25 protein-coding genes and 1 pseudogene are annotated in these 21,901 nt (G+C 72.6%); 16 read left to right on the top strand and 10 right to left on the bottom strand.

Annotated elements, in window-relative coordinates; all coding sequences use genetic code 11:
* Nucleotides 1-284: 284 nt before the first annotated feature.
* Entirely contained in the window at nt 285-500 is a 216-nt protein-coding gene (locus ACIQG9_RS21490) for a hypothetical protein (RefSeq protein WP_400405030.1), read from the bottom strand.
* 439 nt (nt 501-939) lie between these two features.
* Nucleotides 940-2,094, bottom strand: coding sequence for an alkaline phosphatase PhoX (locus tag ACIQG9_RS21485; protein ID WP_400405027.1), 1,155 nt, complete (start codon nt 2,092-2,094; stop codon nt 940-942).
* A gap of 316 nt (nt 2,095-2,410) precedes the next feature.
* Between ACIQG9_RS21485 and ACIQG9_RS21480 the strand changes: the two genes are divergently transcribed.
* Genes ACIQG9_RS21480 through ACIQG9_RS21470 form a run of 3 tightly spaced genes read left to right on the top strand, consistent with a single transcriptional unit; the run spans nt 2,411 to nt 4,000 of the window.
* Nucleotides 2,411-3,496, top strand: coding sequence for a 3-deoxy-7-phosphoheptulonate synthase (locus ACIQG9_RS21480; protein ID WP_400405025.1), 1,086 nt, complete (start codon nt 2,411-2,413; stop codon nt 3,494-3,496).
* A gap of 36 nt (nt 3,497-3,532) precedes the next feature.
* A complete protein-coding gene (locus ACIQG9_RS21475; RefSeq protein ID WP_400405022.1) occupies nt 3,533-3,757 on the top strand; it encodes a hypothetical protein in 225 nt (74 codons plus the stop codon).
* 33 nt (nt 3,758-3,790) lie between these two features.
* Nucleotides 3,791-4,000 carry a hypothetical protein gene (locus ACIQG9_RS21470; protein ID WP_400405020.1) on the top strand — a complete coding sequence of 70 codons (210 nt, stop codon included), beginning with the start codon at nt 3,791-3,793 and terminating at the stop codon, nt 3,998-4,000.
* 58 nt (nt 4,001-4,058) lie between these two features.
* Here ACIQG9_RS21470 and ACIQG9_RS21465 read toward each other — a convergent pair whose 3' ends face one another.
* From ACIQG9_RS21465 to ACIQG9_RS21455, 3 genes are read right to left on the bottom strand one after another with little or no spacing between them, the layout of a single operon-like run.
* Nucleotides 4,059-4,601, bottom strand: a complete 543-nt coding sequence (locus ACIQG9_RS21465) for a DUF1360 domain-containing protein (RefSeq protein ID WP_400405017.1) — start codon at nt 4,599-4,601, stop codon at nt 4,059-4,061.
* Nucleotides 4,602-4,644: 43 nt separating this feature from the next.
* Nucleotides 4,645-4,959: a hypothetical protein gene (locus tag ACIQG9_RS21460; RefSeq protein ID WP_400405015.1), complete on the bottom strand. Its 315-nt coding sequence runs from the start codon at nt 4,957-4,959 to the stop codon at nt 4,645-4,647.
* A complete protein-coding gene (locus ACIQG9_RS21455; protein ID WP_400405012.1) occupies nt 4,959-5,276 on the bottom strand; it encodes a DUF6158 family protein in 318 nt (105 codons plus the stop codon). Before ACIQG9_RS21455 ends, ACIQG9_RS21460 begins: the two co-directional genes overlap by 1 nt.
* A gap of 129 nt (nt 5,277-5,405) precedes the next feature.
* Between ACIQG9_RS21455 and ACIQG9_RS21450 the strand changes: the two genes are divergently transcribed.
* Nucleotides 5,406-5,831, top strand: coding sequence for a hypothetical protein (locus ACIQG9_RS21450; RefSeq protein ID WP_400405010.1), 426 nt, complete (start codon nt 5,406-5,408; stop codon nt 5,829-5,831).
* Between the two features lie 24 nt (nt 5,832-5,855).
* On the top strand, nt 5,856-6,182 hold the full coding sequence (locus ACIQG9_RS21445; protein WP_400405008.1) for a DUF3817 domain-containing protein: 327 nt from the start codon (nt 5,856-5,858) through the stop codon (nt 6,180-6,182).
* On the opposite strand, the gene ACIQG9_RS21440 is transcribed toward ACIQG9_RS21445, so the two are convergent.
* Nucleotides 6,172-6,693 carry a DUF6232 family protein gene (locus ACIQG9_RS21440; protein WP_400405006.1) on the bottom strand — a complete coding sequence of 174 codons (522 nt, stop codon included), beginning with the start codon at nt 6,691-6,693 and terminating at the stop codon, nt 6,172-6,174. The genes ACIQG9_RS21445 and ACIQG9_RS21440 overlap by 11 nt on opposite strands.
* A gap of 482 nt (nt 6,694-7,175) precedes the next feature.
* Between ACIQG9_RS21440 and ACIQG9_RS21435 the strand changes: the two genes are divergently transcribed.
* Nucleotides 7,176-8,153 carry an NlpC/P60 family protein gene (locus ACIQG9_RS21435; RefSeq protein WP_400405004.1) on the top strand — a complete coding sequence of 326 codons (978 nt, stop codon included), beginning with the start codon at nt 7,176-7,178 and terminating at the stop codon, nt 8,151-8,153.
* Between the two features lie 161 nt (nt 8,154-8,314).
* On the opposite strand, the gene ACIQG9_RS21430 is transcribed toward ACIQG9_RS21435, so the two are convergent.
* From ACIQG9_RS21430 to ACIQG9_RS21420, 3 genes are all read right to left on the bottom strand, one after another.
* Nucleotides 8,315-9,304, bottom strand: a complete 990-nt coding sequence (locus tag ACIQG9_RS21430; RefSeq protein ID WP_400405002.1) for an RNA polymerase sigma factor RpoD/SigA — start codon at nt 9,302-9,304, stop codon at nt 8,315-8,317.
* Nucleotides 9,305-9,757: 453 nt separating this feature from the next.
* The gene (murQ, locus tag ACIQG9_RS21425) at nt 9,758-10,732 is read right to left on the bottom strand and encodes an N-acetylmuramic acid 6-phosphate etherase (protein ID WP_400405000.1); all 975 of its coding nucleotides are present in this window, start codon (nt 10,730-10,732) and stop codon (nt 9,758-9,760) included.
* On the bottom strand, nt 10,729-11,643 hold the full coding sequence (locus ACIQG9_RS21420; protein WP_400404998.1) for a MurR/RpiR family transcriptional regulator: 915 nt from the start codon (nt 11,641-11,643) through the stop codon (nt 10,729-10,731). Before ACIQG9_RS21420 ends, murQ begins: the two co-directional genes overlap by 4 nt.
* A 160-nt stretch (nt 11,644-11,803) precedes the next feature.
* On the opposite strand from ACIQG9_RS21420, the gene ACIQG9_RS21415 reads away from it, so the two are divergent.
* Nucleotides 11,804-12,496, top strand: a complete 693-nt coding sequence (locus ACIQG9_RS21415) for an SDR family NAD(P)-dependent oxidoreductase (protein WP_400404995.1) — start codon at nt 11,804-11,806, stop codon at nt 12,494-12,496.
* On the opposite strand, the gene ACIQG9_RS21410 is transcribed toward ACIQG9_RS21415, so the two are convergent.
* Nucleotides 12,481-13,221 carry a dTMP kinase gene (locus ACIQG9_RS21410; RefSeq protein WP_400404993.1) on the bottom strand — a complete coding sequence of 247 codons (741 nt, stop codon included), beginning with the start codon at nt 13,219-13,221 and terminating at the stop codon, nt 12,481-12,483. The genes ACIQG9_RS21415 and ACIQG9_RS21410 overlap by 16 nt on opposite strands.
* A gap of 154 nt (nt 13,222-13,375) precedes the next feature.
* Between ACIQG9_RS21410 and ACIQG9_RS21405 the strand changes: the two genes are divergently transcribed.
* The 9 genes and pseudogenes from ACIQG9_RS21405 (at nt 13,376) to ACIQG9_RS21365 (ending at nt 21,756) form a co-directional block, all read left to right on the top strand.
* Nucleotides 13,376-13,981, top strand: coding sequence for a nucleotidyltransferase (locus tag ACIQG9_RS21405; protein WP_400404990.1), 606 nt, complete (start codon nt 13,376-13,378; stop codon nt 13,979-13,981).
* A complete protein-coding gene (locus ACIQG9_RS21400; RefSeq protein ID WP_400404988.1) occupies nt 13,978-14,244 on the top strand; it encodes a hypothetical protein in 267 nt (88 codons plus the stop codon). The genes ACIQG9_RS21405 and ACIQG9_RS21400 overlap by 4 nt, the downstream gene beginning before the upstream one ends.
* Nucleotides 14,245-14,254: 10 nt before the next feature.
* Nucleotides 14,255-15,029: pseudogene (locus tag ACIQG9_RS21395) on the top strand (metallophosphoesterase).
* Nucleotides 15,020-15,163 carry a GPGG-motif small membrane protein gene (locus ACIQG9_RS21390; RefSeq protein ID WP_018786997.1) on the top strand — a complete coding sequence of 48 codons (144 nt, stop codon included), beginning with the start codon at nt 15,020-15,022 and terminating at the stop codon, nt 15,161-15,163. The pseudogene ACIQG9_RS21395 and the gene ACIQG9_RS21390 overlap by 10 nt, the downstream one beginning before the upstream one ends.
* A gap of 272 nt (nt 15,164-15,435) precedes the next feature.
* Nucleotides 15,436-16,776 carry an ABC transporter substrate-binding protein gene (locus tag ACIQG9_RS21385; protein WP_400404986.1) on the top strand — a complete coding sequence of 447 codons (1,341 nt, stop codon included), beginning with the start codon at nt 15,436-15,438 and terminating at the stop codon, nt 16,774-16,776.
* A 72-nt stretch (nt 16,777-16,848) separates the two neighbouring features.
* Nucleotides 16,849-17,898 carry a carbohydrate ABC transporter permease gene (locus ACIQG9_RS21380; RefSeq protein ID WP_400404983.1) on the top strand — a complete coding sequence of 350 codons (1,050 nt, stop codon included), beginning with the start codon at nt 16,849-16,851 and terminating at the stop codon, nt 17,896-17,898.
* A gap of 1 nt (nt 17,899) precedes the next feature.
* A complete protein-coding gene (locus tag ACIQG9_RS21375; RefSeq protein WP_400404981.1) occupies nt 17,900-18,862 on the top strand; it encodes a carbohydrate ABC transporter permease in 963 nt (320 codons plus the stop codon).
* Between the two features lie 69 nt (nt 18,863-18,931).
* On the top strand, nt 18,932-19,999 hold the full coding sequence (locus tag ACIQG9_RS21370; RefSeq protein ID WP_400404978.1) for a LacI family DNA-binding transcriptional regulator: 1,068 nt from the start codon (nt 18,932-18,934) through the stop codon (nt 19,997-19,999).
* 86 nt (nt 20,000-20,085) lie between these two features.
* Nucleotides 20,086-21,756 (top strand): glycoside hydrolase family 13 protein, encoded by a 1,671-nt coding sequence (locus ACIQG9_RS21365; protein ID WP_400405203.1) that lies wholly within the window; start codon nt 20,086-20,088, stop codon nt 21,754-21,756.
* Nucleotides 21,757-21,901 lie beyond the last annotated feature (145 nt).

Here is a 21,901-nt window from a genome sequence, read left to right as displayed (position 1 = left end):
GGAGCGGGGACGTGTCGTCGTCCGACGCCACGCGGCGGATGTCGACGGGGCCGCCGTCGCCGACCGCCGACCGCCGCCGACCCCGGGCCGGGGGCGGGGCGGGGCGGGGCCGGGGCGGCGCGGGGCGGGGGCCGGGGCGGCGCGGGGCGGGGCGGGGGCCGGGGCGGCGCGGGGCGGGGCGGGGGCCGGGGCGGGGCGGGGCGGGGGCGGCGCGGACCGAGTGGGGCGTCCGCGCCGGCACTCAACGGGGTGTGGGGTCGGTTCGGTCCAGGGTCGGGGTCGGTTCAGTCCGGGGGTTCGATCGGGGTGACGGTCTGCTCGGACGTCCGGTGCTCCAGCACCGCGTCCGGGGCGGCGTTCCGGTCGGCCTCCCGGAGGTCGGACTCGGCGAGGATCGCCGCGGCCTGCGCCTGCGGGTCGTCACTGCCGACCGCCGCCTCCTCGGGCAGCAGGTGGGCCCGGGACGCCACCCGTTCCTGGTCGCTCTGTTCGCGCGTCATGCGGATGTCGTACCCCGCCGGCACCCCCGCCACGCCACAAGATCGCCCGCGCCCACGGACGATAGGAATCGCCAGCGCCGCCCCGGTATGGGAATCGCCCGCGCCCGCCCGCAGTGTGGACCCGCGACTGCCCGCGCCATAGGCAAGATCACGCTCGAACATGGAAGTAGTGGCCTCCCCGCGAACCGGAGGCCACTACTTCCTGGATCGAGCACGATCATGGACGGGACACCCCCGCCCGCGACGCCCAGGCATGAGACCGCGACGGCCCACCCGGACCGCGACAGCCCACCCGGGACCTCGACAGCCCACCCCAACCGCGGCAGCCAGGCACCGGAACGGAACGGCCAGGCACCGGACCCGGACAGCCCGCACGGGACACCCGTCCGGACCGCCCGCCCCCACCCCCACCCGGGACGGCGCGGGAGCCGGCCGGAGGTCAGCGGAACGGGCCGCGTACCTCGTAGGTGATGCCGCCGGAGGAGGAGCCGGCGGTGCCGCGCTGCGACGAGAAGTAGAGCCGGCTGCCGTCCGGTGAGAACGCCGGCCCGGTGATCTCCGACGCGGACTGTCCGGTGAGCCGGACGAACGGCGTGACCACGGCGGTCGGCGTGATCAGGTTGATCTCCATGTTGCCGCCGTCCTCGGCGACGTAGAGGTCGCCGGAGCGGGAGCCGGTGATGTTGTCGACCCCGGTCAGCGGGGCGGTCCCGCCGGTCACCAGGGAGTCGTCGTACGCGAGGTCGATCCGCTGGTTGACCGCGTCGTACGCCCAGACCCGGTTGTCGCCCTTGGTGGTGAACCAGCAGGTGCCGTCGGCGTACCAGCAGCCCTCGCCGCCGTTGAACTTCTTCGCGCCGGAGACCTGGCTGCGGGTCACGGTCGGCGAGCCGTCCGGGTCGGGCACCTGGGCCCAGCTCACCGGGCCGCTGGTGGCGGTGCCGGCGACCAGCACCTCCAGGGTGCCGGCGGAGAGGTCGCCCCAGACGGTGGGCCGGAACCGGTAGAAGCAGCCGCTGGTCTCGTCCTCGGTCAGGTAGATCACCTTGCGGACCGGGTCGGCCGCCGCCGCCTCGTGCTTGAACCGGCCCAGCGCCGGCCGCTGCACCGCGCCGGTGCCGCCCTGCGGGTACGTCTCGTAGACGAAGCCGCGCGTGACCTCCTCGCAGGAGAGCCAGGTCCCCCACGGAGTGGCGCCACCCGCGCAGTTCTGGTTGGTGCCGGACAGGATCCGGTACGCCGTGGCGACGGTGCCGTCCGCGTTGAACCGGACCGCCGACGCCCCGCCACCGGGGGTGATCTCGGAGTTGGAGACGTAGATCCAGCCGGTGCCGGCCGGGAAGCAGGCTCCGCCGTCGGGCGCGTCGTGCCAGGCGTACGAGGTGCCCGGCACGACCTGCCGGGAGCGGGCGATCACCCGGCTGGTGAAGCCGGCGGGGAGCTGGACGCCGTTGGCGTCGGCGGTGCCGAGCGGTCCGTACGGGCCGACGCCGGGTTGGGCCGGGGCGGCCAGTGCCGCGCCGGACCAGAGGCTGCCGGCGAAGGCGGCGGCCCCACCGGCGACGGTGGCGCGCAGGACGGTACGACGGTCCATTCGGACACCTCCGGGGGAAGCGGTTGGTGGCGACGACGTTACCGCTGGTAGCATCGATGAACGTGAACATCGGGCGAGAGTTTCCGGACGACCCGGTGAGCCCCACCCGTCCGGTCGGGTACGCTTGCCGGCGTGACGCGCACGTATCGATGGTTTAGGCAGCCGGCTGCGGAGCCGGTGACCTCGCCATGAGCTGACGTCACCGCGTTTCGAGCCGGCCGGGCAGGAGCTTGAGCTTCCTGCCCTTCTGTTTACGAGCAGCCGGCTCGACCCGGGCACCGGCCCCGGGGCACGGTCGGCGAAAGGACAAGCCACCGTGACGAACCCGGAGAACGGCGCGGTCATCGACCAACGGATCGACCGCGTCGTACCCCTCACCACCCCCGCCCTGCTCCTGCACGAGCTACCCCTGGACGCCTCGCTCACCTCGGCCGTGCTGGCCGGCCGGCGGGCGGTCGGCCGGGTGCTGGACCGCGCCGACGACCGCCTGCTGGTGGTGGTCGGCCCGTGCTCGGTGCACGACCCGGCGGCGGCCCTGGAGTACGCCCACCGGCTGCGCGAGGCCGCCGACCGGCACGCCGGGGACCTGCTGGTGGTGATGCGGGTCTACTTCGAGAAGCCGCGCTCCACGGTCGGTTGGAAGGGCCTGATCAACGACCCGGCGCTGGACGGCTCCGGCGACGTGAACACCGGCCTGCGGACCGCCCGCGCGCTGCTGCGTGACGTGGTCCGGCTGGGGCTGCCGGTGGGCTGCGAGTTCCTCGACCCGATCACCCCGCAGTACATCGCCGACACGGTGGCCTGGGGCGCGATCGGCGCCCGGACGGTGGAGAGCCAGGTGCACCGGCAGCTCGCCTCCGGCCTGTCCATGCCGATCGGCATGAAGAACCGTCCGGACGGCAGCATCGCCACCGCGGTGGACGCGATCCGGGCTGCCGAGGTGCCGCACGTCTTCCCCGGCATCGACGTCTCCGGCACCCCGGCGATCATGCACACCCGGGGCAACGCCGACGGTCACCTGGTGCTGCGCGGCGGCGGTGGCCGGCCGAACTACGACGCCGAGTCGGTGGCCGGGGCGCTGGACCTGCTGCGCGCGGCGGGGCTGCCGGAGCGGCTGGTGGTCGACGCCAGCCACGCCAACAGCGGCAAGGACCACCGTAACCAGCCGAGGGTGGCGGCCGACGTGGCCGGGCAGCTCGCCGCCGGGCAGCGCGGCATCGTCGGCATCATGCTGGAGAGCTTCCTGCTGGAGGGGCGGCAGGACCTCGACCCCACCCGCGCGCTCACCTACGGCCGGTCCGTCACCGACGCCTGCATCGGCTGGGACACCACCGCCGAGGTGCTGGCGCACCTCGCCGCCGCCGTCCGGACCCGAAGGGCCACCCTGCCGACCCCCGCCTGAGGGGTTTGACCGTTTCGGCCGGGGGTAGCTGGCGGGGTGACCGACGACGCACCCGTGACCGAGCAGCCGGACACCCGGCCGATCGACGAACTGTTGGACGAGATCTACCACGGCCAGGAACGGATCAGCCAGGCCGACATCTACCGCCGGGCGGTCAGCGCGGATCTCCCGGCGGAGCTGCTCACCCGGATCGCCGCGCTCCCCGAGGGCGAGTACGCGGTGGACGAGGCGGCCGACCTGCTGTGCGGGTCGGCGGGCTGAGACGCGGGCGGTTCCCGGCGAGAGGAGATCGAGATGTCGCACCACGAGGAGCACCACGAGAGGCTGCCGTCCCTCGGCCAACCCGCCGAGGGGCAGGACACCCTCCCCGAACCGGACTTCGCCGACGAACACGACCGGACCGCGGTCGACCGCGACATCGTCACCGGCGCGGACGACGACGAGCGGGAGCCGGAGGCGTCACGCGGCTGGGCGGGCGAGGACCACGGGACCACCCCCACCTGACCGGGCCGACGGGTAAGGGGCCGGCGGACACGATCCGCCGGCCCCTTGCGCGTACGGGTCACTTCCCGTCGTGGTGCCTGCCCTCGGCGGCCTGCTGGGCCACCGCGTACCCCATCTGGAGGAAGTCGGACGCGGCGACGGCGGTCAGCGCGGTCGCCACCAGCCGGGTCAGCCGGGGGGCCAGCACGAGGCCGCCGGTGAGCCCGGTGGCCACCCAGACGGCCAGGCAGAACGGGCAGCTCAGCAGCTCACCGATGGCGTGCCGGGTGGAGCTGCCCTGGTCGCGGACCTGCTCCATCACCTCGCCACTGCCGATCGGGCGGTCGTAGCGGGTGAAGGGTGCCCGCAGCGGGCTGGTGATCGCGTCCTTGGAGAGCAGCCGGCTCAGCTTGTGGGTGGCGACGGCGAGCAGCACCACGTCGGCCGGGGCCGGCCGGTCCGGCACCGGCCGGCCGGTCGCCTTCACCAGCGCGGCGATGGACGCGGTCACCCCGGCGTAGGTGCCCATCGCCGCCAGGTAGCCGCCCAGCGGCCGGTGTTCGTGCGGCGCGTACGCCTGGCGCAGCCGCGCCACCTTCTGCTTCAGGCCACTGTCGGTCACCGGGTCTCCTCGTTCGTCGTTCACGGGTGGTCAGCGGCGGCGCTCAGCCCGCGGTCAGGTTCTCGGCGACCTCGCGTTCGAGGTTGACCAGTGACTCCTCGGCCAGCCCGTCGACGGATCCGGCGGGCAGCCTCAGCCGGACCCGGGACCCGCCGGTGTTCCCCGGCTCCACCCGCAGCTCGGCCGGGCCGGTGGTGCTGTTCCAGCGGGCCAGCAGTTCCCCGTCGACCCGGGCCGGTGTCCCGCCGCCGGCGCGCAACTCCTCGGGCAGCCAGGCGTCGGCCCGGTCGGGGTCGGTGGCGGTGTTGAACACCACCTCCGGCGGCGCGGACATGCCCCGCTCGGCGTACCCGCCCATCAGACGTCCCGCAGCCGGCTCGGGTCGACCTCGCGTCCCGGGTGCCGGGCCAGGTACTCGGTCTCCAGTTCGGCGGTGCGCCGCAGGTGGTTGGCGAGCGCCGAGTCGGCGGCGTGCCGCAGCGTGTCGAGCCGGGTGCGGTGCAGGCTGCGCAGCTCGCGGATCAGGTCCTCGTCGGCGAGTTCGGCCGGGTCCACCCCGAGCAGCTCGCCGTCGACCTCGGTGACCGTGGTCTGCGCGTGGGCGTGGTCACCGTCCCACTCGGTCACCCGCTGCTCCGGACTGGCGTCGCCGGGCCGGCGTACTGATTCGGTCATGTCGCCCCCCTCGGGTTCGGCTGGGCTGGCGTCTAGACGGTTGCCCAGCCGGCGTGTCACCAAACCCTCCGACGGCGTGGCTACGACGCCGCGTCGGAGACGCCGGGCGGTCCCGGTACCCTCGACGGCATGAAGCGGCTCTGGACACGGGCGTGGATCGCCCGCCATGTGGCCATGGTCGTGCTGGTGGCGGGTTTCCTGGCGCTGGGCTGGTGGCAGATCAGCCGGGCCGCCTCGGGCAACACGCTGAGCTGGGCGTACGCGGTGGAGTGGCCGATCTTCGCCGGCTTCGTGGTCTTCGTCTGGTGGCGTGAGGTACGGCACACGCTGCGCGGGCCGGAGGCCGCCGGGCCGGAGCGGGCCGACCCGCCGGACGGGGTGGTCGCCGCCGCGCCGTCACCGGGCACCCCGGCGGTACGCCGTCCGGTGCGGGTCGCCCGGGTCCCGGCCGCCCCGCCGGCCGGGTCGGACGACGCCGACCTGGCCGCATACAACCACTACCTGACATGGTTGAACGCCAACCCGGGCGCGAGGCCCGGTGACTATCCCGGCTGAGGCCGGTCGGAAGGACGGACGACGGTGGGCGGAGCCCTTACCCGGTACCGCGTGATCGCCTGGATCGTGGGCGTGGCGCTGGCCGTGCTGGTGCTGATCGGCATGCCGCTGAAGTACGCGTTCGACGAGCCGGCCGTGGTGGCGGTCGTCGGCACCGCGCACGGCTGGCTCTACATGCTCTACCTGGCCGCCACCTTCGACCTGGGGCGGCGGGTGAACTGGCCGCTGAAGCGGATGCTGCTGGTGATGCTCGCCGGCACGGTGCCGTTCGTGTCGTTCGTGGCGGAGCGCAGGGTGACCCGCGAGTTGTCGGCCGAGCGCCCGCGTACCCCGGAGCCGGTCACCCTCTGACGGTCGGCCGCCAGTGGTCGGCCCCGGCCGGCGGGTCGTCGGCGCCGGCGTACCGGTGCAGCTCGCGGGCCCGGCGCACGGCTTGGACGACCTGGTCGAACTGCGCCCGGTCGTCGCTGCCGAACAGCAGCAGCTCGGTGCCCTGACAGTGTCCGTGCAGCTCGTGGGCGGGGGGTCGCCACCGGTCCCCGGCGAGTACCAGCAGCGCCGGCAGCAGGCACACCGCGCCCAGCGCCAGGTACGCCCCGGCGGTGAGCCGTGCCAGCCCACCGGTGAAGCCGAGCAGGACCCCGGCCGCGCCGACGAGCACCGCGCTGACCACCACGGCGCGGACCGCGAGCCGGTCGTGCGGCCCACGGCCGGTGCGCAGGTGGGTGAGGTCGGCGACGGCGAAGCTGCGCCGGCCGACGGTGAACCGTTCGGTGGTCACCACGATCCCGGGCCGGGCGTAGAGGAGCGTGGTCGATCGGGACCAACGCGGCGGTCGGGTGGTGGCGCGGTCTGCCTGCACGGCGTCCTCCCAGGGCCGGCGACACCGGGTGCTCCCACCGCGACGCCCCTGCGTCCGGCGGGATTCCCGGCTGGGGCTCCATTCTGTTGCCGGTGGGCCACCGCCGCGGGCCGATTTCCGACAGATCCGGCGAGCACGACCTCCCTTCTTCGTCGGCATCTAGCCACCATTTCGGTTTTGTCCGTCGTTTCTCCCCCGATTGCCGTCGGTATCCGCCTGGAACGACGAATCAGACCTTCTTCACCAAGCACCCAATCGACGGCGACACGCCGAAGCGATGCCTCACGGATAGTCATCAGTAGCCGTGGCACTTCCTACCTCTTTGCCAACATTCGCCCCTGCTTCATCTGCGGATGACTCCCGTCACACGTTAGGTTGAGGGGCCGACCCGGTAAGCCGCCGTCCATCCGGACGACCCCGGGCCGGTGTCACCGGAGCCGCGAGCACCCCCCGGTGACCGGTGGGAGAGGAGCCTTCCGCTCTTGTCGTCCTTACGGATGCTGCTGCGCACCCTCGCGGTCGCCGGCCTGTCGGCCGCGCTGATCGCCCCGTCGGCGCCCGTCCGGGCCGAACCCTCGGTCGCCGACCTGACCGCGCGGATCGAGAGGTCCTCGGCGGAGCTGGAACGGATCGTCGAGTCGTACAACAAGCTCAACGAGGAGATCAAGACGAACCAGGCCAGCGCCGCCGAGCTGCACGCGCGGATCGGCCCGCTGGAGGCCCAGGCCGCCCGGAGCCGCGCCGAGGTGGGTCGGATCGCCGCCACGGCGTACAAGACCGGCGGGTTGCGGACGGCCGAGGCGGTCCTCGACCCGGCCGGCGGCTCGCTGGTGGACCGGCTGGGCACCCTCGACCGGCTCACCCGGCAGCGCCAGCAGCAGATCGACGGCTACACCGCCGACCAGCGGGCCCTGCTCGACGAGAAGGGCCGGCTGGACGCCACGCTGGTCCGGCAGGGCGCCCAGTCCCGGGCGATGGCCAGGACCAAGAAGCGGATCGAGCAGGACCTGGCGAACCTGTACGACCTGCGCCGGGCGGCGTACGGCCGGGCCACCGAGGCCCCGGCGGCCACGCCGGCCCGCTCCGCACCCGCCGCCGCCGCGCCGGCCGTCTCCGGCAGCGCCGGCACCGCCGTGCGGTACGCGTACGGGGCGATCGGCCGGCCGTACGTCTGGGGCGCCGAGGGTCCGGGCGGCTACGACTGCTCGGGCCTGACCCTCGCCGCCTGGCGGGCGGCCGGGAAGTCGCTGCCGCACAACGCGGCGATGCAGTGGGACGCCACCTCCCGGGTCAGCCGCAGCGCGCTGCGCCCCGGCGACCTGGTCTTCTACTCCGGGCTGGGGCACGTCGCCCTGTACGTCGGCGGCGGGCAGGTGATCGACGCGCCGAGCGCCGGCCGCAACGTGCTCAAGCGGGACATGAACATGATGAGCATCGCCGGCTACGGCCGGGTCGGCTGATCCACCCGGCGCGGACGGGGCCTGCGCGGAACCGGCGAACGGCCGGCGTCCCCCTATCGGACGCCGGCCGTTCGCCGTCATTGATACCAGGTCAGACGGCCTGTGGCCGCTTCACGGACCCGGGTCGGGCGGCCGGTGGCCGCTCCGCACGACCCACCCGGTCAGGCCGCCTGCAACCCCTCGGCCCGGGCCAGCTCGCGGAGCCGGCCGAGGGCCTGGATCTCCAGTTGACGGATCCGCTCCCGGGAGAGCGAGAAGCGCGACGCGACCTCGGTCAGCGAGTGCTCCCGCCCGTCCTCCAGGCCGTACCGGGCCCGCATGATGCCGGCGGACCGGTCGTCGAGGTGGTTGAGCAGGCCCTCGATGCGCTGCCGCTCCAGGCCGGTGAGGACGATGTCCTCCGGCGACGGGGCGTCGCTGTCGGCGACCAGGTCGCCCAGGTTGGTGTCACCGTCGTCGCCCACCGGAGTGTCCAGCGACACGGTGTCCTGCGACCAGCGGACCAGCTCGTTGACCCGCTCGACGGTGACGCCGAGGGCCGTCGCGATCTGCTCCGGCTCCGGGTCGCCGCCCAGCTCGCGGGTGAGCTGCCGGGCCACGTTGCGCATCCGGTTGACGTCCTCGACCAGGTGCACGGGCAGCCGCACCGTCCGCTCCTGCTGGGCGATCGCCCGGCTGATGGCCTGACGGATCCACCAGGTGGCGTAGGTGGAGAACTTGTAGCCGCGCTCGTAGTCGAACTTCTCGACCGCGCGCACCAGGCCGGTGTTGCCCTCCTGGATCAGGTCCAGCATGGGCATCCCGGACCGCACGTAGCGGCGGGCGATCGAGACGACCAACCGCAGGTTGGCCCGGATGAAGAGGTCCTTCGCCCGCTCCCCCTCGACGACCAGACGCTCCAGGTCGTCCCGGTCGACGCCGGCGGGGACGCGGTCCTCACCGAGCAGGTGCTCGGCGTAGAGGCCGGCCTCGATCGCCTTGGAGAGATCGACCTCCTTGGCGGCGTCCAGCAGTGGCGTCCGGGAGATCTCGTGAAGGTAGACGCCGACCAGGTCACGCTCCTCGGCGACCTCGTCGGTTCGCATGCCGATGTTCTTGTCCACGGTGTCCACGGTCCCCTCGCTCGCGCCGGTTGCCCGGTTCCTTGCCATCCCCACGTCCATCAGCCCCTCCCCCGCAACTTCCCGCCGTGCCCTCGGTGCTGACACCTGCACAACAGTTGAGACGTGTCGGGGATTCCATGTCGTGAGTCGAAAGTGTCACGAATGCCTGAGTAAGAGCTGAAAGCACGGTCCACGTTTGCTGTCAGCGACCCGTCGGGGGTGCACCGATGGGCACCACGATCGCCGCTGGTGGGACGGGGTGCCGTCAGCCGTTCGACGGCATCGCATCATTGCGATTCCCAAGAACACAGCGATCCTCGTCACCGGCCGGCTGCGATCCTGGTCACTGCCAGATACGCGCCGGTGGACCGGTCGGTTCATCCATGCGTGCTGGATTACCCCACGCCCTGGACAACAATCCGTGGCGTGGTGGACGTCCCGGCTACACCGTGTCTCCCGTCACGCCCGGCCGGCGCGACCCGGCCGGCGACCGGCGGCGGGTCAGGAGGCGAGCAGGGCGATCGCGCCCCGGACCTGGTGCGCGGAGCGGGCCAGGGCGGCCCGGGCGGCGCTGACCCCGGCCCCGGACACCAGGGAGACGAGGGCGGTCTTCAAGTCGCCGTCGGCCTCGTGCAGGGCCCCCCGGGAGACCTCCTCGGAGCAGCCGGTCGCCTCCACCAGGATCGAGATCATGCGGCCCCGAAGCTTGGCGTTGGTGGCCACCATGTCGATCATGAGGTTCGAGTAGACCCGGCCGAGACGCACCATCACCGCCGTGGAGAAGGTGTTCAGCACCAGCTTCTGCGCGGTGCCCGCCTTCATCCGGGTCGACCCGGTGACCACCTCGGGTCCGGTGTCCACCCCGATGAACACGTCGACCGAGGACGCGGCACCGGCCTCCGGATTGGCGCACAGCAGCACCGTCGAGGCGTCCCCCTCCCGGGCGGCGTCGAGTGCCCCGAGGACGTACGGGGTGCGACCGCTGGCCGCCAGCCCGACCACCAGGTCGCCCGCCCGGACGCACTCGGCGGCGTCGGCCGCCCCGCCGCGACGATCGTCCTCGGCGTCCTCGACGGCCCGCCACATCGCGTCCGGACCGCCGGCCAGGTGGGCGCAGAACCAGTCACCCGGGGAGTTGAAGGTGGGGGCCAGTTCGGCGGCGTCGATCACCCCGAGCCGGCCGGAGGTGCCGGCCCCGAAGTAGTGCACCCGGTGCCCGCCACGCAGGGCGGCCACCGCGAGGTCGACGGTCGCGGCGATCTCGTCCAGCACGGCGGCCACCGCGGCCGGCACCCGGCGGTCGGCGTCGTTGATGACGGTGAGCACGTCCCGGGTCGACATCAGGTCGAGGTCGACGCTGTGCGGGTTGCGCCGTTCGGTGGGGGCGCCGACCCGGACCACGGGACGCAGGTCGACCACGCCCTCGGTCCCCCGCTGCTCCACCACGCCGTCCGGCTCGACCCGGCCGGCGGTCACGAGCGCCTCCGGCCGCCGCCGACCCGGTGTGTCCGGACCGCCTCGGCGGTGACCTCCAGTGCCTTGCGGGCCCGGGCCCGGTTCCGGGCGGCCACCCCGACGAAGAGGCAGTCCACGACGGTGAGCTGGGCCAGCCGGCTGGCCATCGCGCCCGAGCGGTACGTCGTCTCCCGGGCGGCGGTGGTGAGCACGAAGTCGGCGACCTCGGTGATCGGCGACCGGGGGAAGTTGGTCAGCGCGACGGTGGCGGCGCCCCGCGACCGGGCCTGTTCGAGCACCTCGATCACGTCGGAGGTGGTGCCGGTGTGCGAGATGCCGACTGCCACGTCGCCCCTGCCGAGCAGCGCGGCGGAGGTCAACGCGGTGTGCACGTCCGGGAAGTAGAAGGCGGTGCGGCCGATGCGGTGCAGCTTCTGCTGGAAGTCGGAGGCGACGAAGCCGCTGGCCCCGGCGCCGTAGACGTCGATCCGGCCGGCCCCGACGATCGCCTCGACCACCTGCTCGCAGACCGCCGGGTCGAGCTGCTCGGCGGTCTCTTCCACGGCCCGGGCGTCGTTGAACGCGATGGTGGCGATGATCTGGGCCAGGTCGGCGCCGGGCGGGATGTCGCCACCGACCACCCGGGCGTCCGGCGGCTCGACCCGGCGGGCCGCCTCGGCGGCGAGCCGGATCCGGAGCTGCGGGTAGCCGTCCATGCCGACCGACCGGCAGAACCGGATGACGGTGGCCTCGGAGGTCTCGGCGGCGGTGGCGAGGTCGGTGATGGTCCGCCGGGCGGCGTCGGCGGGGTCGGCGACGACCAGCCGGGCGACCCGCTGCTCGGCGGGGGACAGCGACGGGAGCAGGCCGCTGATGTGGACGATCAGCCCACCCGGCTCGTGACTCGCAGAAATCTTCGTACTCTTCGCCACGGATGAAACTTACTTTCACGAGCCGCGAGCGTCAACCATGACCACGCGGATCCGACAGAAGTATCCCCCGCCCGGGGGACCGTTCCGGCACAGAGTGCCATTCCCGCAGCCTGACCCGCCTCGGCCGGTCCGGTGGAATCGGCCACGCTACGGTGTGCCCATGGCGGAGCGAAGCGTCCTGGTCACCGGCGGAACGGGTGGGCTCGGCCCCGCGGTCGTCTCCGCCTTCCGCCAGACCGGCTGGCGGGTGGTCGTACCGCGGCGGGAGAGCGCGACCGGGCCGGAGCCGGCGGCGGCCGGACCGGACCGGCCGGTCGCGGACCTGATGGACCCGGCCGGCGTGGCCCGCGCGGTGGCGGTCGCCGCCGGCGACCCGGCCGCGCCGCTGCGCGCCGTGGTCAACCTGGTCGGCGGGTACGCCGACGGCGGCCGGGTGCACGAGACGCCGGTCGAGGAGTTCGAACGGATGCTCGCGCTCAACCTGCGCCCGACCTATTTGGTCACCCAGGCGGCGCTGCCGCACCTGGTGGCGGCCGGCGGCGGCGCGGTGGTCTGCGTGTCGTCCCGGGCCGCGCTCGCCCCCTTCCCCGGCGCGGCCGGGTACGTCACCGCCAAGGCGGCCGTGCTGGCCTTCGCCAACGCCGTGGCGGTGGAGTACCGGGCGTCCGGGGTGCGCTGCAACACCGTGCTGCCCAGCGTGATCGACACCCCGGCCAACCGGGCCGCCCAGCCCGACGCCGACCACCACCGCTGGGTCACCCCCGCCGAGATCGCCCCGGTGATCCGGTTCCTCGCCTCCGACGAGTCCGCCCCGACCAGCGGGGCGTCGGTGCCGGTCTACGGGCGGGCCTGAGCCGCCACCGGTTCCCGGGGCGTCCGCCCGTCGTCGGGGGCGACCGGGCCGGTGTCGTCCGGTGGGTCGGTGGCCGGCGGACCCGCCTCCTCCGGCGGCAGCCAGTCCGCCAGGTGGGCCCGGATCCGCCGGGACACCTCGTCCGGCGCGCCTCCCGCGTCGACCACGACGAACGTCGGGTACTCGGGCAGCGTCCGGTACGCGGTGTCCGCGGCGGTCAGCCAGCCCATCGTCTCGTGGTCCTCGCCGCGTCGCTCGATCCGCCGGTACGCCTCCCTCGGGTCGACGGTGAGCAGGAAGGTGACCTGGGGCGGCGGGAAGACCCGGTAACCGGCCCGGGCCAGCCGCTCCCAGCGTTGCCCGCCGTGCGCCCGGATGCTGGCGTACTGGCAGGCGGAGTAGCGGTCCATCACCGCGGTACGGCCGGTCACCAGGCAGCTCAGCAGGGCGGCGGCGATGGCCAGCCAGCGCAGCACGGACTCCACGGCGAGCGTCCCGTTCCGGCCCACCAGGAGCTGCGCGTCGGGGCGGCCCAGCCGGTGGGCGACCCGCCCGAGCCAGCGCCGGCCGCCGGCGTTGCGGTGGTAGGTGGCCGGCAGTCCGGCCGCGGTGAGCGCGTCGGCGAGCCGGTGCGCCTGGGTGGTCTTGCCCGAGCCGTCGATGCCGATCAGGGCGATCCGGCGCAGTCGGGTCCCGCCGCCGGTCGCCCGCAGTGATCTGACCACCCTCCACAGGCTATCCGACCCGCGCCCACCGGCGGCCCGTTTGATCACGTTGCTGCCCCGATGACCGGGCCGGGTGGTCGTCGAGGTGTGGGCGGGCGGACCACCGGGTACGCAACGTCATTTCCAACCGCCTGCCCACGACGGGAGAGACCAGATGGCCGAGCGCGGGGACGCCAGCCTCCTGCACACCCTCAAGCGGGTCGCCGCCGTGCTCAAGCAGAACGAGATCCCCTTCGCGCTCGGCGGCAGCTTCGCCGTCTACGCGCACGGCGGGCACTCCAGCGAGCACGACGTGGACTTCCTGCTGCCCGAGGCGGACGTCGAACGGGCCCTGGAAGCGCTCACCGCCGAGGGCTTCACCGCCGAGCATCCGCCGGAGGACTGGCTGGTCAAGGTCTACGACGAGGGACGGATGGTGGACCTGATCCACCGGCCGGTGGAGACCCCGGTGACCCAGGAGACCCTGACCGACACCATGATCCGCCCGGTGGACGCCATCCACATGCCGGTGCTGTCGGCCACCCGGCTGATGGTGCACAAGCTGCTCAGCTTCTCGCAGCACTACTGCGACTTCGCCCGCGGCCTGCCGCTGGCCCGCTCGCTGCGCGAACAGATCGACTGGGAACGGGTACGGAAGGAGACGCAGCACTCGCCGTACGCCGAGGCGTTCCTGATGCTGCTGGACCGGCTCGACGTGGTCCCGTACGGGGGCACGCCGGTGCCGTACGCCCGCACCCCCGAGGGGAAGGAGACACCGTGACCGAACACCGCGCCGGCCCGCCCGACGAGTACGTCGAGGCGGAGATCCACCGGCTGTTGGCCGAGGACCCGGCCGTCGCCGAGCAGGGCATCACCGTGGTCCGCCGGGACCGCGGCCTGGTGCTCTACGGCGAGGTGGAGAGCCCGCACCGGCGGGAGGAGATCCTGCGCCGGGTCGCCGAGCGGTTCCCGGACGAACCGATCACCAGCGACATCGGCGTGATCCGGACCCAGGCGCCCACCCAGGTCGAGGAGCTGCCGTGAGGGGGAGCCGATGATCCGGATCGCCGCCGTCGGCGACGTCCACCTGGACCAGGACGTGGTGGGCCGGTTCCGGCCGGCCCTGGAGGAGTTGCCGGACTGCGCCGACGTGCTGCTGCTCGCCGGCGACCTGACCCGGCACGGCACCGAGTCCGAGGCCCGCTGCGTCGCGCAGGAGTTCGGCGACCTCGGGGTGCCGGTGATCACCGTGCTCGGCAACCACGACCACCAGTGCGACCAGGTGCCGCAGGTGGTCAAGGTGCTCTCCGACGCCGGGATCACCGTGCTGGAGGGGACCGGCACGGTGCTGGAGTGCGCCGGCGGCCGGCTCGGCGTGGCCGGGGTGAAGGGCTTCGGCGGCGGGTTCGCCGGGCGGTGCGCCAGTGACTTCGGCGAGCCGGAGATGAAGGCGTTCGTCCGGACCACCAACGAGAGCGCGGAGGCGCTGGAGAAGGCGCTGCGCGGGCTCGACTGCGATCTGCTGGTCGCGCTGACCCACTACTCCCCCGTGCCGGACACCCTGGCCGGGGAGCCGCTGGAGATCTACCCGTTCCTCGGGTCGTACCAGCTCGGCCAGGCGATCGACTCGGCACCGACCGCGCTCGCCCTGCACGGGCACGCGCACGCCGGCACCGAACGGGGCACCACCCCGGGCGGGGTGCGGGTGCGCAACGTCGCCCACCCGGTCATCAAGCAGGCGTACAGCGTCTTCCACCTGGGAGATCATTCCGACTGAGAAGCAGGTTTTCGGGATCGGCGGGCCGGGTAATCAGCAACCATGGAGCTGATTCTCTGGATTCTCGCAGTCGTACTCGTGGTCGCCGGCATCCTCGCGCTGTTCCGCCGGCAGATCCTGTGGGGCATCGTCCTCATCGTGGTCGGCCTCCTGGTCGGCCCGGGTGGTGTCAGCATCTTCAGTTGACGCCGGTTCACCTCACCGGACCCGCCGGGGTCGTCGACCCCGGGACCTCCGTCCTCCCAGACCGGAGCGTCCCGGCGTCGACGACCCCGGCGTCGTGCTGCCGCGAGTGGGAGCGCGCCCACGCAGGGTGAGTGGGTTTCGGGATTGTTACCGGGCCGTGTCCAGCAGGGGGTGGACCGATCGTATTGCAAGCGCTTACATGTGGGGACGACTCATCGGACCGGCGCCGGGTTCCCCCACCCGTGGGCGCGCCGGCAAGGAAGGAGAACGGCATGGCGTTTGCCAGATCACGCCAGGCTCTCGCGATCGCCGGCGTGCTGGGGCTGGCGCTCGGCGCCACCGCCTGCGGCACCGGCAACGACAAGAAGAGCAGCAACGCGGGCTCCGCGGAATGCGCGGCATATGAGAAGTACGGCGACAACGACGGCAAGAAGGTCACGATCTACTCGTCGATCCGGGACATCGAGGCCGACCGCCTCGCGCAGTCCTGGAAGCCGTTCGAGGACTGCACCGGCATCAAGATCGACCACGAGGGCTCCGGCGAGTTCGAGGCCCAGCTCGGCGTCCGTGTCGACGGTGGCAACGCCCCCGACCTCGCCTTCATCCCGCAGCCGGGTCTGCTCAAGCGGTTCGTCGACTCCGGCAAGCTGAAGCCGGCCGGCGCCGCGACCAAGACCGAGGCCGAGGCCAACTACTCCCCCGACTGGCTGAAGTACAGCACCGTCAACGGCCAGTTCTACGGCGCCCCGCTGGGCTCGAACGTCAAGTCGTTCGTCTGGTACTCGCCGAAGACCTTCAAGGAGAAGGGCTGGCAGGTCCCCACCACCTGGGACGACCTGATCAAGCTCAGCGACACGATCGCGGCCAGCGGCACCAAGCCGTGGTGCGCCGGCATCGAGTCCGGTGACGCCACCGGCTGGCCGGCCACCGACTGGATCGAGGACGTGCTGCTGCGTACGGGCGGCCCCGATGTCTACGACCAGTGGACCACCCACGGCATCCCGTTCAACGACCCGCAGGTCGCCGACGCGCTCAACCGTGCCGGCACCATCCTCAAGAACGAGAAGTACGTCAACGGCGGCTTCGGCGGCGTGAAGAGCATCGCCACCACCTCCTTCCAGGAGGCCGGCACGCCGATCACCGCCGGCAAGTGCGCCCTGCACCGGCAGGCGTCCTTCTACGCCAACCAGTGGCCGCAGGGCACCAAGGTGGCCGAGGACGGCGACATCTTCGCGTTCTACTTCCCGGCCATCGACCCGGCCAAGGGCAAGCCGGTGCTGGGCGGCGGCGAGTTCGTCGCGGCCTTCGCCGACCGTCCCGAGGTCCAGGCGGTGCAGACCTACCTGGCCTCCGGCGAGTACGCCAACAGCCGCGCCAAGATCGGCGACTGGGTGTCGGCCAACAAGAAGCTCGACCTGGCCAACGTGCCGAACCCGGTCGACAAGCTCTCCGTCCAGATCCTCCAGGACGAGAAGACGGTCTTCCGTTTCGACGGCTCCGACCTGATGCCGGCCGCCGTCGGGGCGGGCACCTTCTGGAAGGGCATGGTCGACTGGATCAACGGCAAGGACACCGCGACGGTGCTGAACGGCATCGAGAGCAGCTGGAAGTGATCTGAGACGGTGGCCCGGTCCGCGACAGCGGACCGGGCCACCGTCGGATACCGAACCCTTGAGGGAGGGTCGATGGAGTTCGACTTCGCGGAGGAACAGCCAAAGTTCCTCATGCTGATGTACGGGCTGATCGCTTTCGTCGCGGTGGTGGGCGGTCTGCTCCTGCTCCTCGACGTGGTGCCGGCCTGGTTCGCCCGCCGTCGGGAGGCGCAACTCATCGCCGCCTCGACGGGCGGTGCCCCGCTGCCCCGCCGACGCAAGCCGAGGGAGGGGCTCTTCGCGCTCTTCTTCCTGCTGCCGACGCTGCTGCTGCTCACCATCGGGCTGGTGGTGCCGGCGATCCGCACCACGCTGCTCTCCTTCATGGACGCCGGTGGCGACAACTGGGTGGGGCTGCGCAACTACGGCTGGATGTTCTCCGAGGACTCGATCGTCCGGGTCTTGATCAACACGCTGATCTGGGTGCTGCTGGTGCCGCTGGTGGCCACCTCGTTCGGCCTGCTCTACGCGGTCATGGTGGACAAGGCCCGGTTCGAGGCCGTCGCCAAGTCGCTGATCTTCCTGCCGATGGCGATCTCGTTCGTCGGCGCCAGCATCATCTGGAAGTTCGTCTACGCGTACCGGAGCGAGGACCAGGAACAGATCGGTCTGCTCAACCAGATCATGGTCAGCCTCGGCGGCGAGCCCAAGCAGTGGCTGCTCGAATCGCCGCTGAACACCTTCCTGCTCATCGTCATCATGGTCTGGATCCAGGCCGGCTTCGCCATGGTGGTGCTCTCCGCCGCGATCAAGGCGATCCCGGCGGACATCGTGGAGGCGGCCCGCCTCGACGGGGTCAGCCCGTGGCAGATGTTCTGGCAGATCACCATGCCGAGCATCCGGCCGGCGCTGATCGTGGTGGTGGTGACCCTGTCGATCGCCACGCTCAAGGTCTTCGACATCGTCCGGACCGCCACCAACGGCAACTACGACACCAGCGTGATCGCCAACGAGATGTACAACCAGGCGTTCCGGTACGGCCAGAACGGGCAGGGCTCGGCGCTGGCGGTCTTCCTCTTCGTCCTGGTCATCCCGATCGTGATCTACCAGATCCGTAACCTGCGTCAGCAGCGGGAGGGCTGAGATGACCACCGCCACGCCCACCGTCGGAGCCGGCGCCCAGGCCACCGGGCCGACCACCGTCGCCGGCCGGGTCCGCAAGCGGCTCAACAGCCGCACCGCCACCCTGGTCTCGATCGTCATCGCGCTGCTCTGGACGATCCCGACCTTCGGCCTCTTCGTCTCCTCGTTCCGGCCGGCGGCCGAGATCAAGTCCACCGGCTGGTGGACGGCCTTCACCGACCCGCAGTTCACCCTGGAGAACTACCAGGACGTGCTCTTCGGGTCCTCCTCGTCGTCGGGCCAACTGGCCAGCTACTTCATCAACTCGCTGGCCATCACCATCCCGTCGGTGCTGTTCCCGCTGGCCTTCGCGGCGCTGGCCGCGTACGCGCTGGCCTGGATCAACTTCCGTGGACGGGACTGGCTCTACATCGCGATCTTCGCGATGCAGATCGTGCCGTTGCAGATGGCCCTGGTGCCGCTGCTGAAGTTCTTCTCCACCGGCGTCACCGTCGGCGGCGTCACGCTGATGCCGGCCTGGGACCTGGTCGACGAGCAGAAGTTCGCCCAGGTGTGGTTCGCGCACACCTGCTTCGCCCTGCCCTTCGCGGTGTTCCTGCTGCACAACTTCATCGCGCAGCTCCCCCGGGACCTGATGGAGGCGGCCCGGGTCGACGGGGCCACCCACCCGAAGATCTTCCGCACCATCGTCCTGCCGCTGATCACCCCGGCGCTGGCGGCGTTCGGCATCTTCCAGTTCCTCTGGGTCTGGAACGACCTGCTGGTCGCGCTGATCTTCGCCGGTGGCGGCAGCGAGACCGCCCCGCTCACCGTCCGGCTGGCCGAGATGGCCGGCACCCGGGGCAACGAGTGGCAGCGGCTCACCTCCGGCGCGTTCGTCTCGATCGTCGTACCGCTGGTCGTGTTCCTGTCGCTCCAGCGTTACTTCGTACGGGGTCTGCTCGCCGGCAGCGTCAAGGGCTGACGTCCTCCCGCCGCCGCCCGGTCCACCGGGCGGCGGCGGAGGTCGGGCGCGGAGCGGGGGAACGACACCGTGACGAGGATCGATGACGTGGCCCGGCTCGCCGGGGTCTCCACCGCCACCGTCTCCCGGGCGCTGCGCGGCCTACCGACGGTCTCGGCCGCGACCCGCCGCCGGGTGCTCGCCGCCGCCGAACAGCTCCAGTACGCGGTGTCGCCGAGCGCCTCCCGGCTGGCCGGCGGCCGGACCGGCACGGTGGCCGTGGTGGTCCCCCGGATCACCCGCTGGTTCTTCGGCACCGTGGTGGAGGCGGTCGAGGACTTCCTCCACCAGGCCGGCTACGACCTGCTGCTCTACAACCTCGGCGGGCGCGAGCAGATCCGGCAACGGGTGCTGCGCACCGCCAACCTGCACAAGCGGGTGGACGCGATCATGCTGGTGGCCACCCCGCTGCGATCGGCCGACCTGACCGCCCTGGCCGCGCTGGACCTGCCCGGCATCACCATCAGCTCCGGCAGCACCGTGCCCGGCTGGCCCTGCGTCCGGATCGACGACGTGGCGGCGGCCCGGACGGCCACCCGGCACCTGCTCGATCTCGGCCACCGCCGGATCGCGCACATCTCCGGCGACCCGGACGACGAGCTGGCCTACACCACCCACCTGGACCGCCGCCGGGGCTACCGGGAGGCGCTGCGCGCGGCGGGGATCCGCCCCGACCCGAGCCTGGACATGGAGTCCCAGTTCACCATCGACGGCGGCAACCGGGCCACCACCGAGCTGCTGGCCCGGGGGGAGCCGCCGACCGCGATCTTCGCTGCCTGTGACGAGATCGCGATGGGCGCGATGACCGCGTTGCGCGACGCCGGGCTGCGGGTGCCGCAGGACGTCAGCGTGATCGGCGTGGACGACCACGACCTGTCCGGCGTACTCGGGCTGAGCACCATCGCCCAGCCCGCCGCCGAGCAGGGCCGGCTCGCCGCCCGGCTGCTGCTCGACCCGCTGGGCGCCCACGCCGCCGACCCGTACGGCGACCGGGTGCCCGTTTCGCGCGGGGCCGGCGATGGACCGCCGAGCCCGCCGGTGATCCTGCCCACTCGGCTGGTGGTGCGTGAGTCGACCGCGCCACCGCGGGCACACTGAACGGACTCGACCGCCCGGCGCGGCACGCCGGCGACCTCTCGACACGGCTCGACACGCCCGACACGGCTCGACACAGGGAGAAGGCTCTGAACACCGACGCGAGGCAGCAGGAACAGTCCGCGGGCGTGGCCCCCGGCTGGTGGACCGAAGCCGTCATCTACCAGATCTACCCGCGTTCCTTCGCCGACTCCGACGGCGACGGCATCGGTGACCTGCCCGGCATCACCGCCCGGCTCGGTCACCTCGCCGAGCTGGGTGTCGACGCGGTCTGGCTGTCGCCGTTCTACCCGTCGCCACAGGCCGACGCCGGCTACGACGTGGCCGACTACCGGGACGTCGACCCGCTCTTCGGCAGCCTGGCGGACGCGGACACGCTGATCGCCCAGGCCCGGGCCAGGGGCCTGCGGGTCATCGTCGACCTGGTGCCCAACCACAGCTCGTCGGCGCACCGATGGTTCCGGGCCGCCGTCACCGCTGCCCCCGGCAGCCCGGAGCGGGCCCGGTACGTCTTCCGCGATGGCCTCGGCCCGGACGGCGCCCAGCCCCCGAACGACTGGCAGAGCGTCTTCGGCGGTCCGGCCTGGACCCGGACCACCGACCCGGACGGCCGGCCCGGCCAGTGGTACCTGCACCTGTTCGACACCGGCCAGCCGGACCTCAACTGGGACAACCCCGAGGTACGCGCCGAGTTCCTGGACGTGCTCCGGTTCTGGCTGGACCGGGGCGTCGACGGCTTCCGGGTGGACGTGGCGCACGGCCTGGTCAAGCAGGCCGACCTGGCCGACTGGGAGGAGCCGCAGGAGATCCTCTCCGGCAACGAGGTGGACAAGCCCCGGCCGCCGATGTGGGACCAGGACGGCGTGCACGAGGTCTACCGGGACTGGCGTCGGGTGCTGGATTCCTACGACGGGGAGCGGATCCTGGTCGCCGAGGCGTGGGTGGAGCCGGCCGAGCGGCTGGCCCGCTACGTCCGCCCGGACGAGATGCACCAGGCGTTCAACTTCGAGTACCTGCTCGCCTCCTGGACCGCGCCCGCCCAGTACGCGGTGATCACCCGCTCGTTGGCGGCCACCGACGCGGTCGGCGCCCCCACCACCTGGGTGCTCTCCAACCACGACGTCGTCCGGCACGCCTCCCGGCTGGGGCTGCCGCTGGGCGGGGGCCGACCCAACGGCATCGGCATCGGCGACCCACAGCCGGACGCCGCGCTGGGCCTGCGCCGGGCCCGGGCGGCCACCCTGCTGATGCTGGCCCTGCCCGGCTCGGCCTACCTCTACCAGGGTGAGGAGTTGGGGCTGCCGGAGCACACCACGCTGCCCGACGAGGCCCGGCAGGACCCGACCTGGGCGCGCAGCGGCCACACCCAACGCGGCCGGGACGGCTGCCGGGTGCCGATCCCGTGGGAGGCCGACGCCCCGTCGTACGGCTTCGGCCCGACCGACGCCAGTTGGCTGCCGCAGCCACCGGTCTGGGCCGAGTACGCCCTGGACCGGCAGCAGGGGGTGCCCGGCTCGACGTACGAGACGTACCGGACCGCGTTGCGGCTGCGCCGCGAGCACGGGCTGGGCCGGGGCACGCTGGCCTGGCTCTCCTCCGGCGACGAGGTGCTGACCTTCCGCAACGCCGGGCTGACCGTACTGACCAACTTCGGCGACACCCCGGTGCCGCCGCCGGCCGGGGAGGTGCTGCACAGCAGCGCGCCGCTGGACCCCGACGGCCGGGTGCCCACCGACGTGACGGTCTGGGTCCGCCACTGACCCACCCATGCCCGATCGACCCCGACGCCCGCCGGTGCCGTCCTCCGACGCCCGGCGGGCGTCCCCGTCCACCCAGCGTCCCGTCCACCCGGGGCCGGCAGGCTGCTGGGGCACCACCGCCCGCGCGGCAGCGGCTACCAGGCTG

This window comes from Micromonospora sp. NPDC092111 (assembly GCF_044755745.1).
Taxonomy (GTDB): Bacteria; Actinomycetota; Actinomycetes; order Mycobacteriales; family Micromonosporaceae; genus Micromonospora.
The sequence above is the reverse complement of the archived record's forward strand: the minus strand, read 5'-3'. Positions and strand labels throughout refer to the sequence as shown.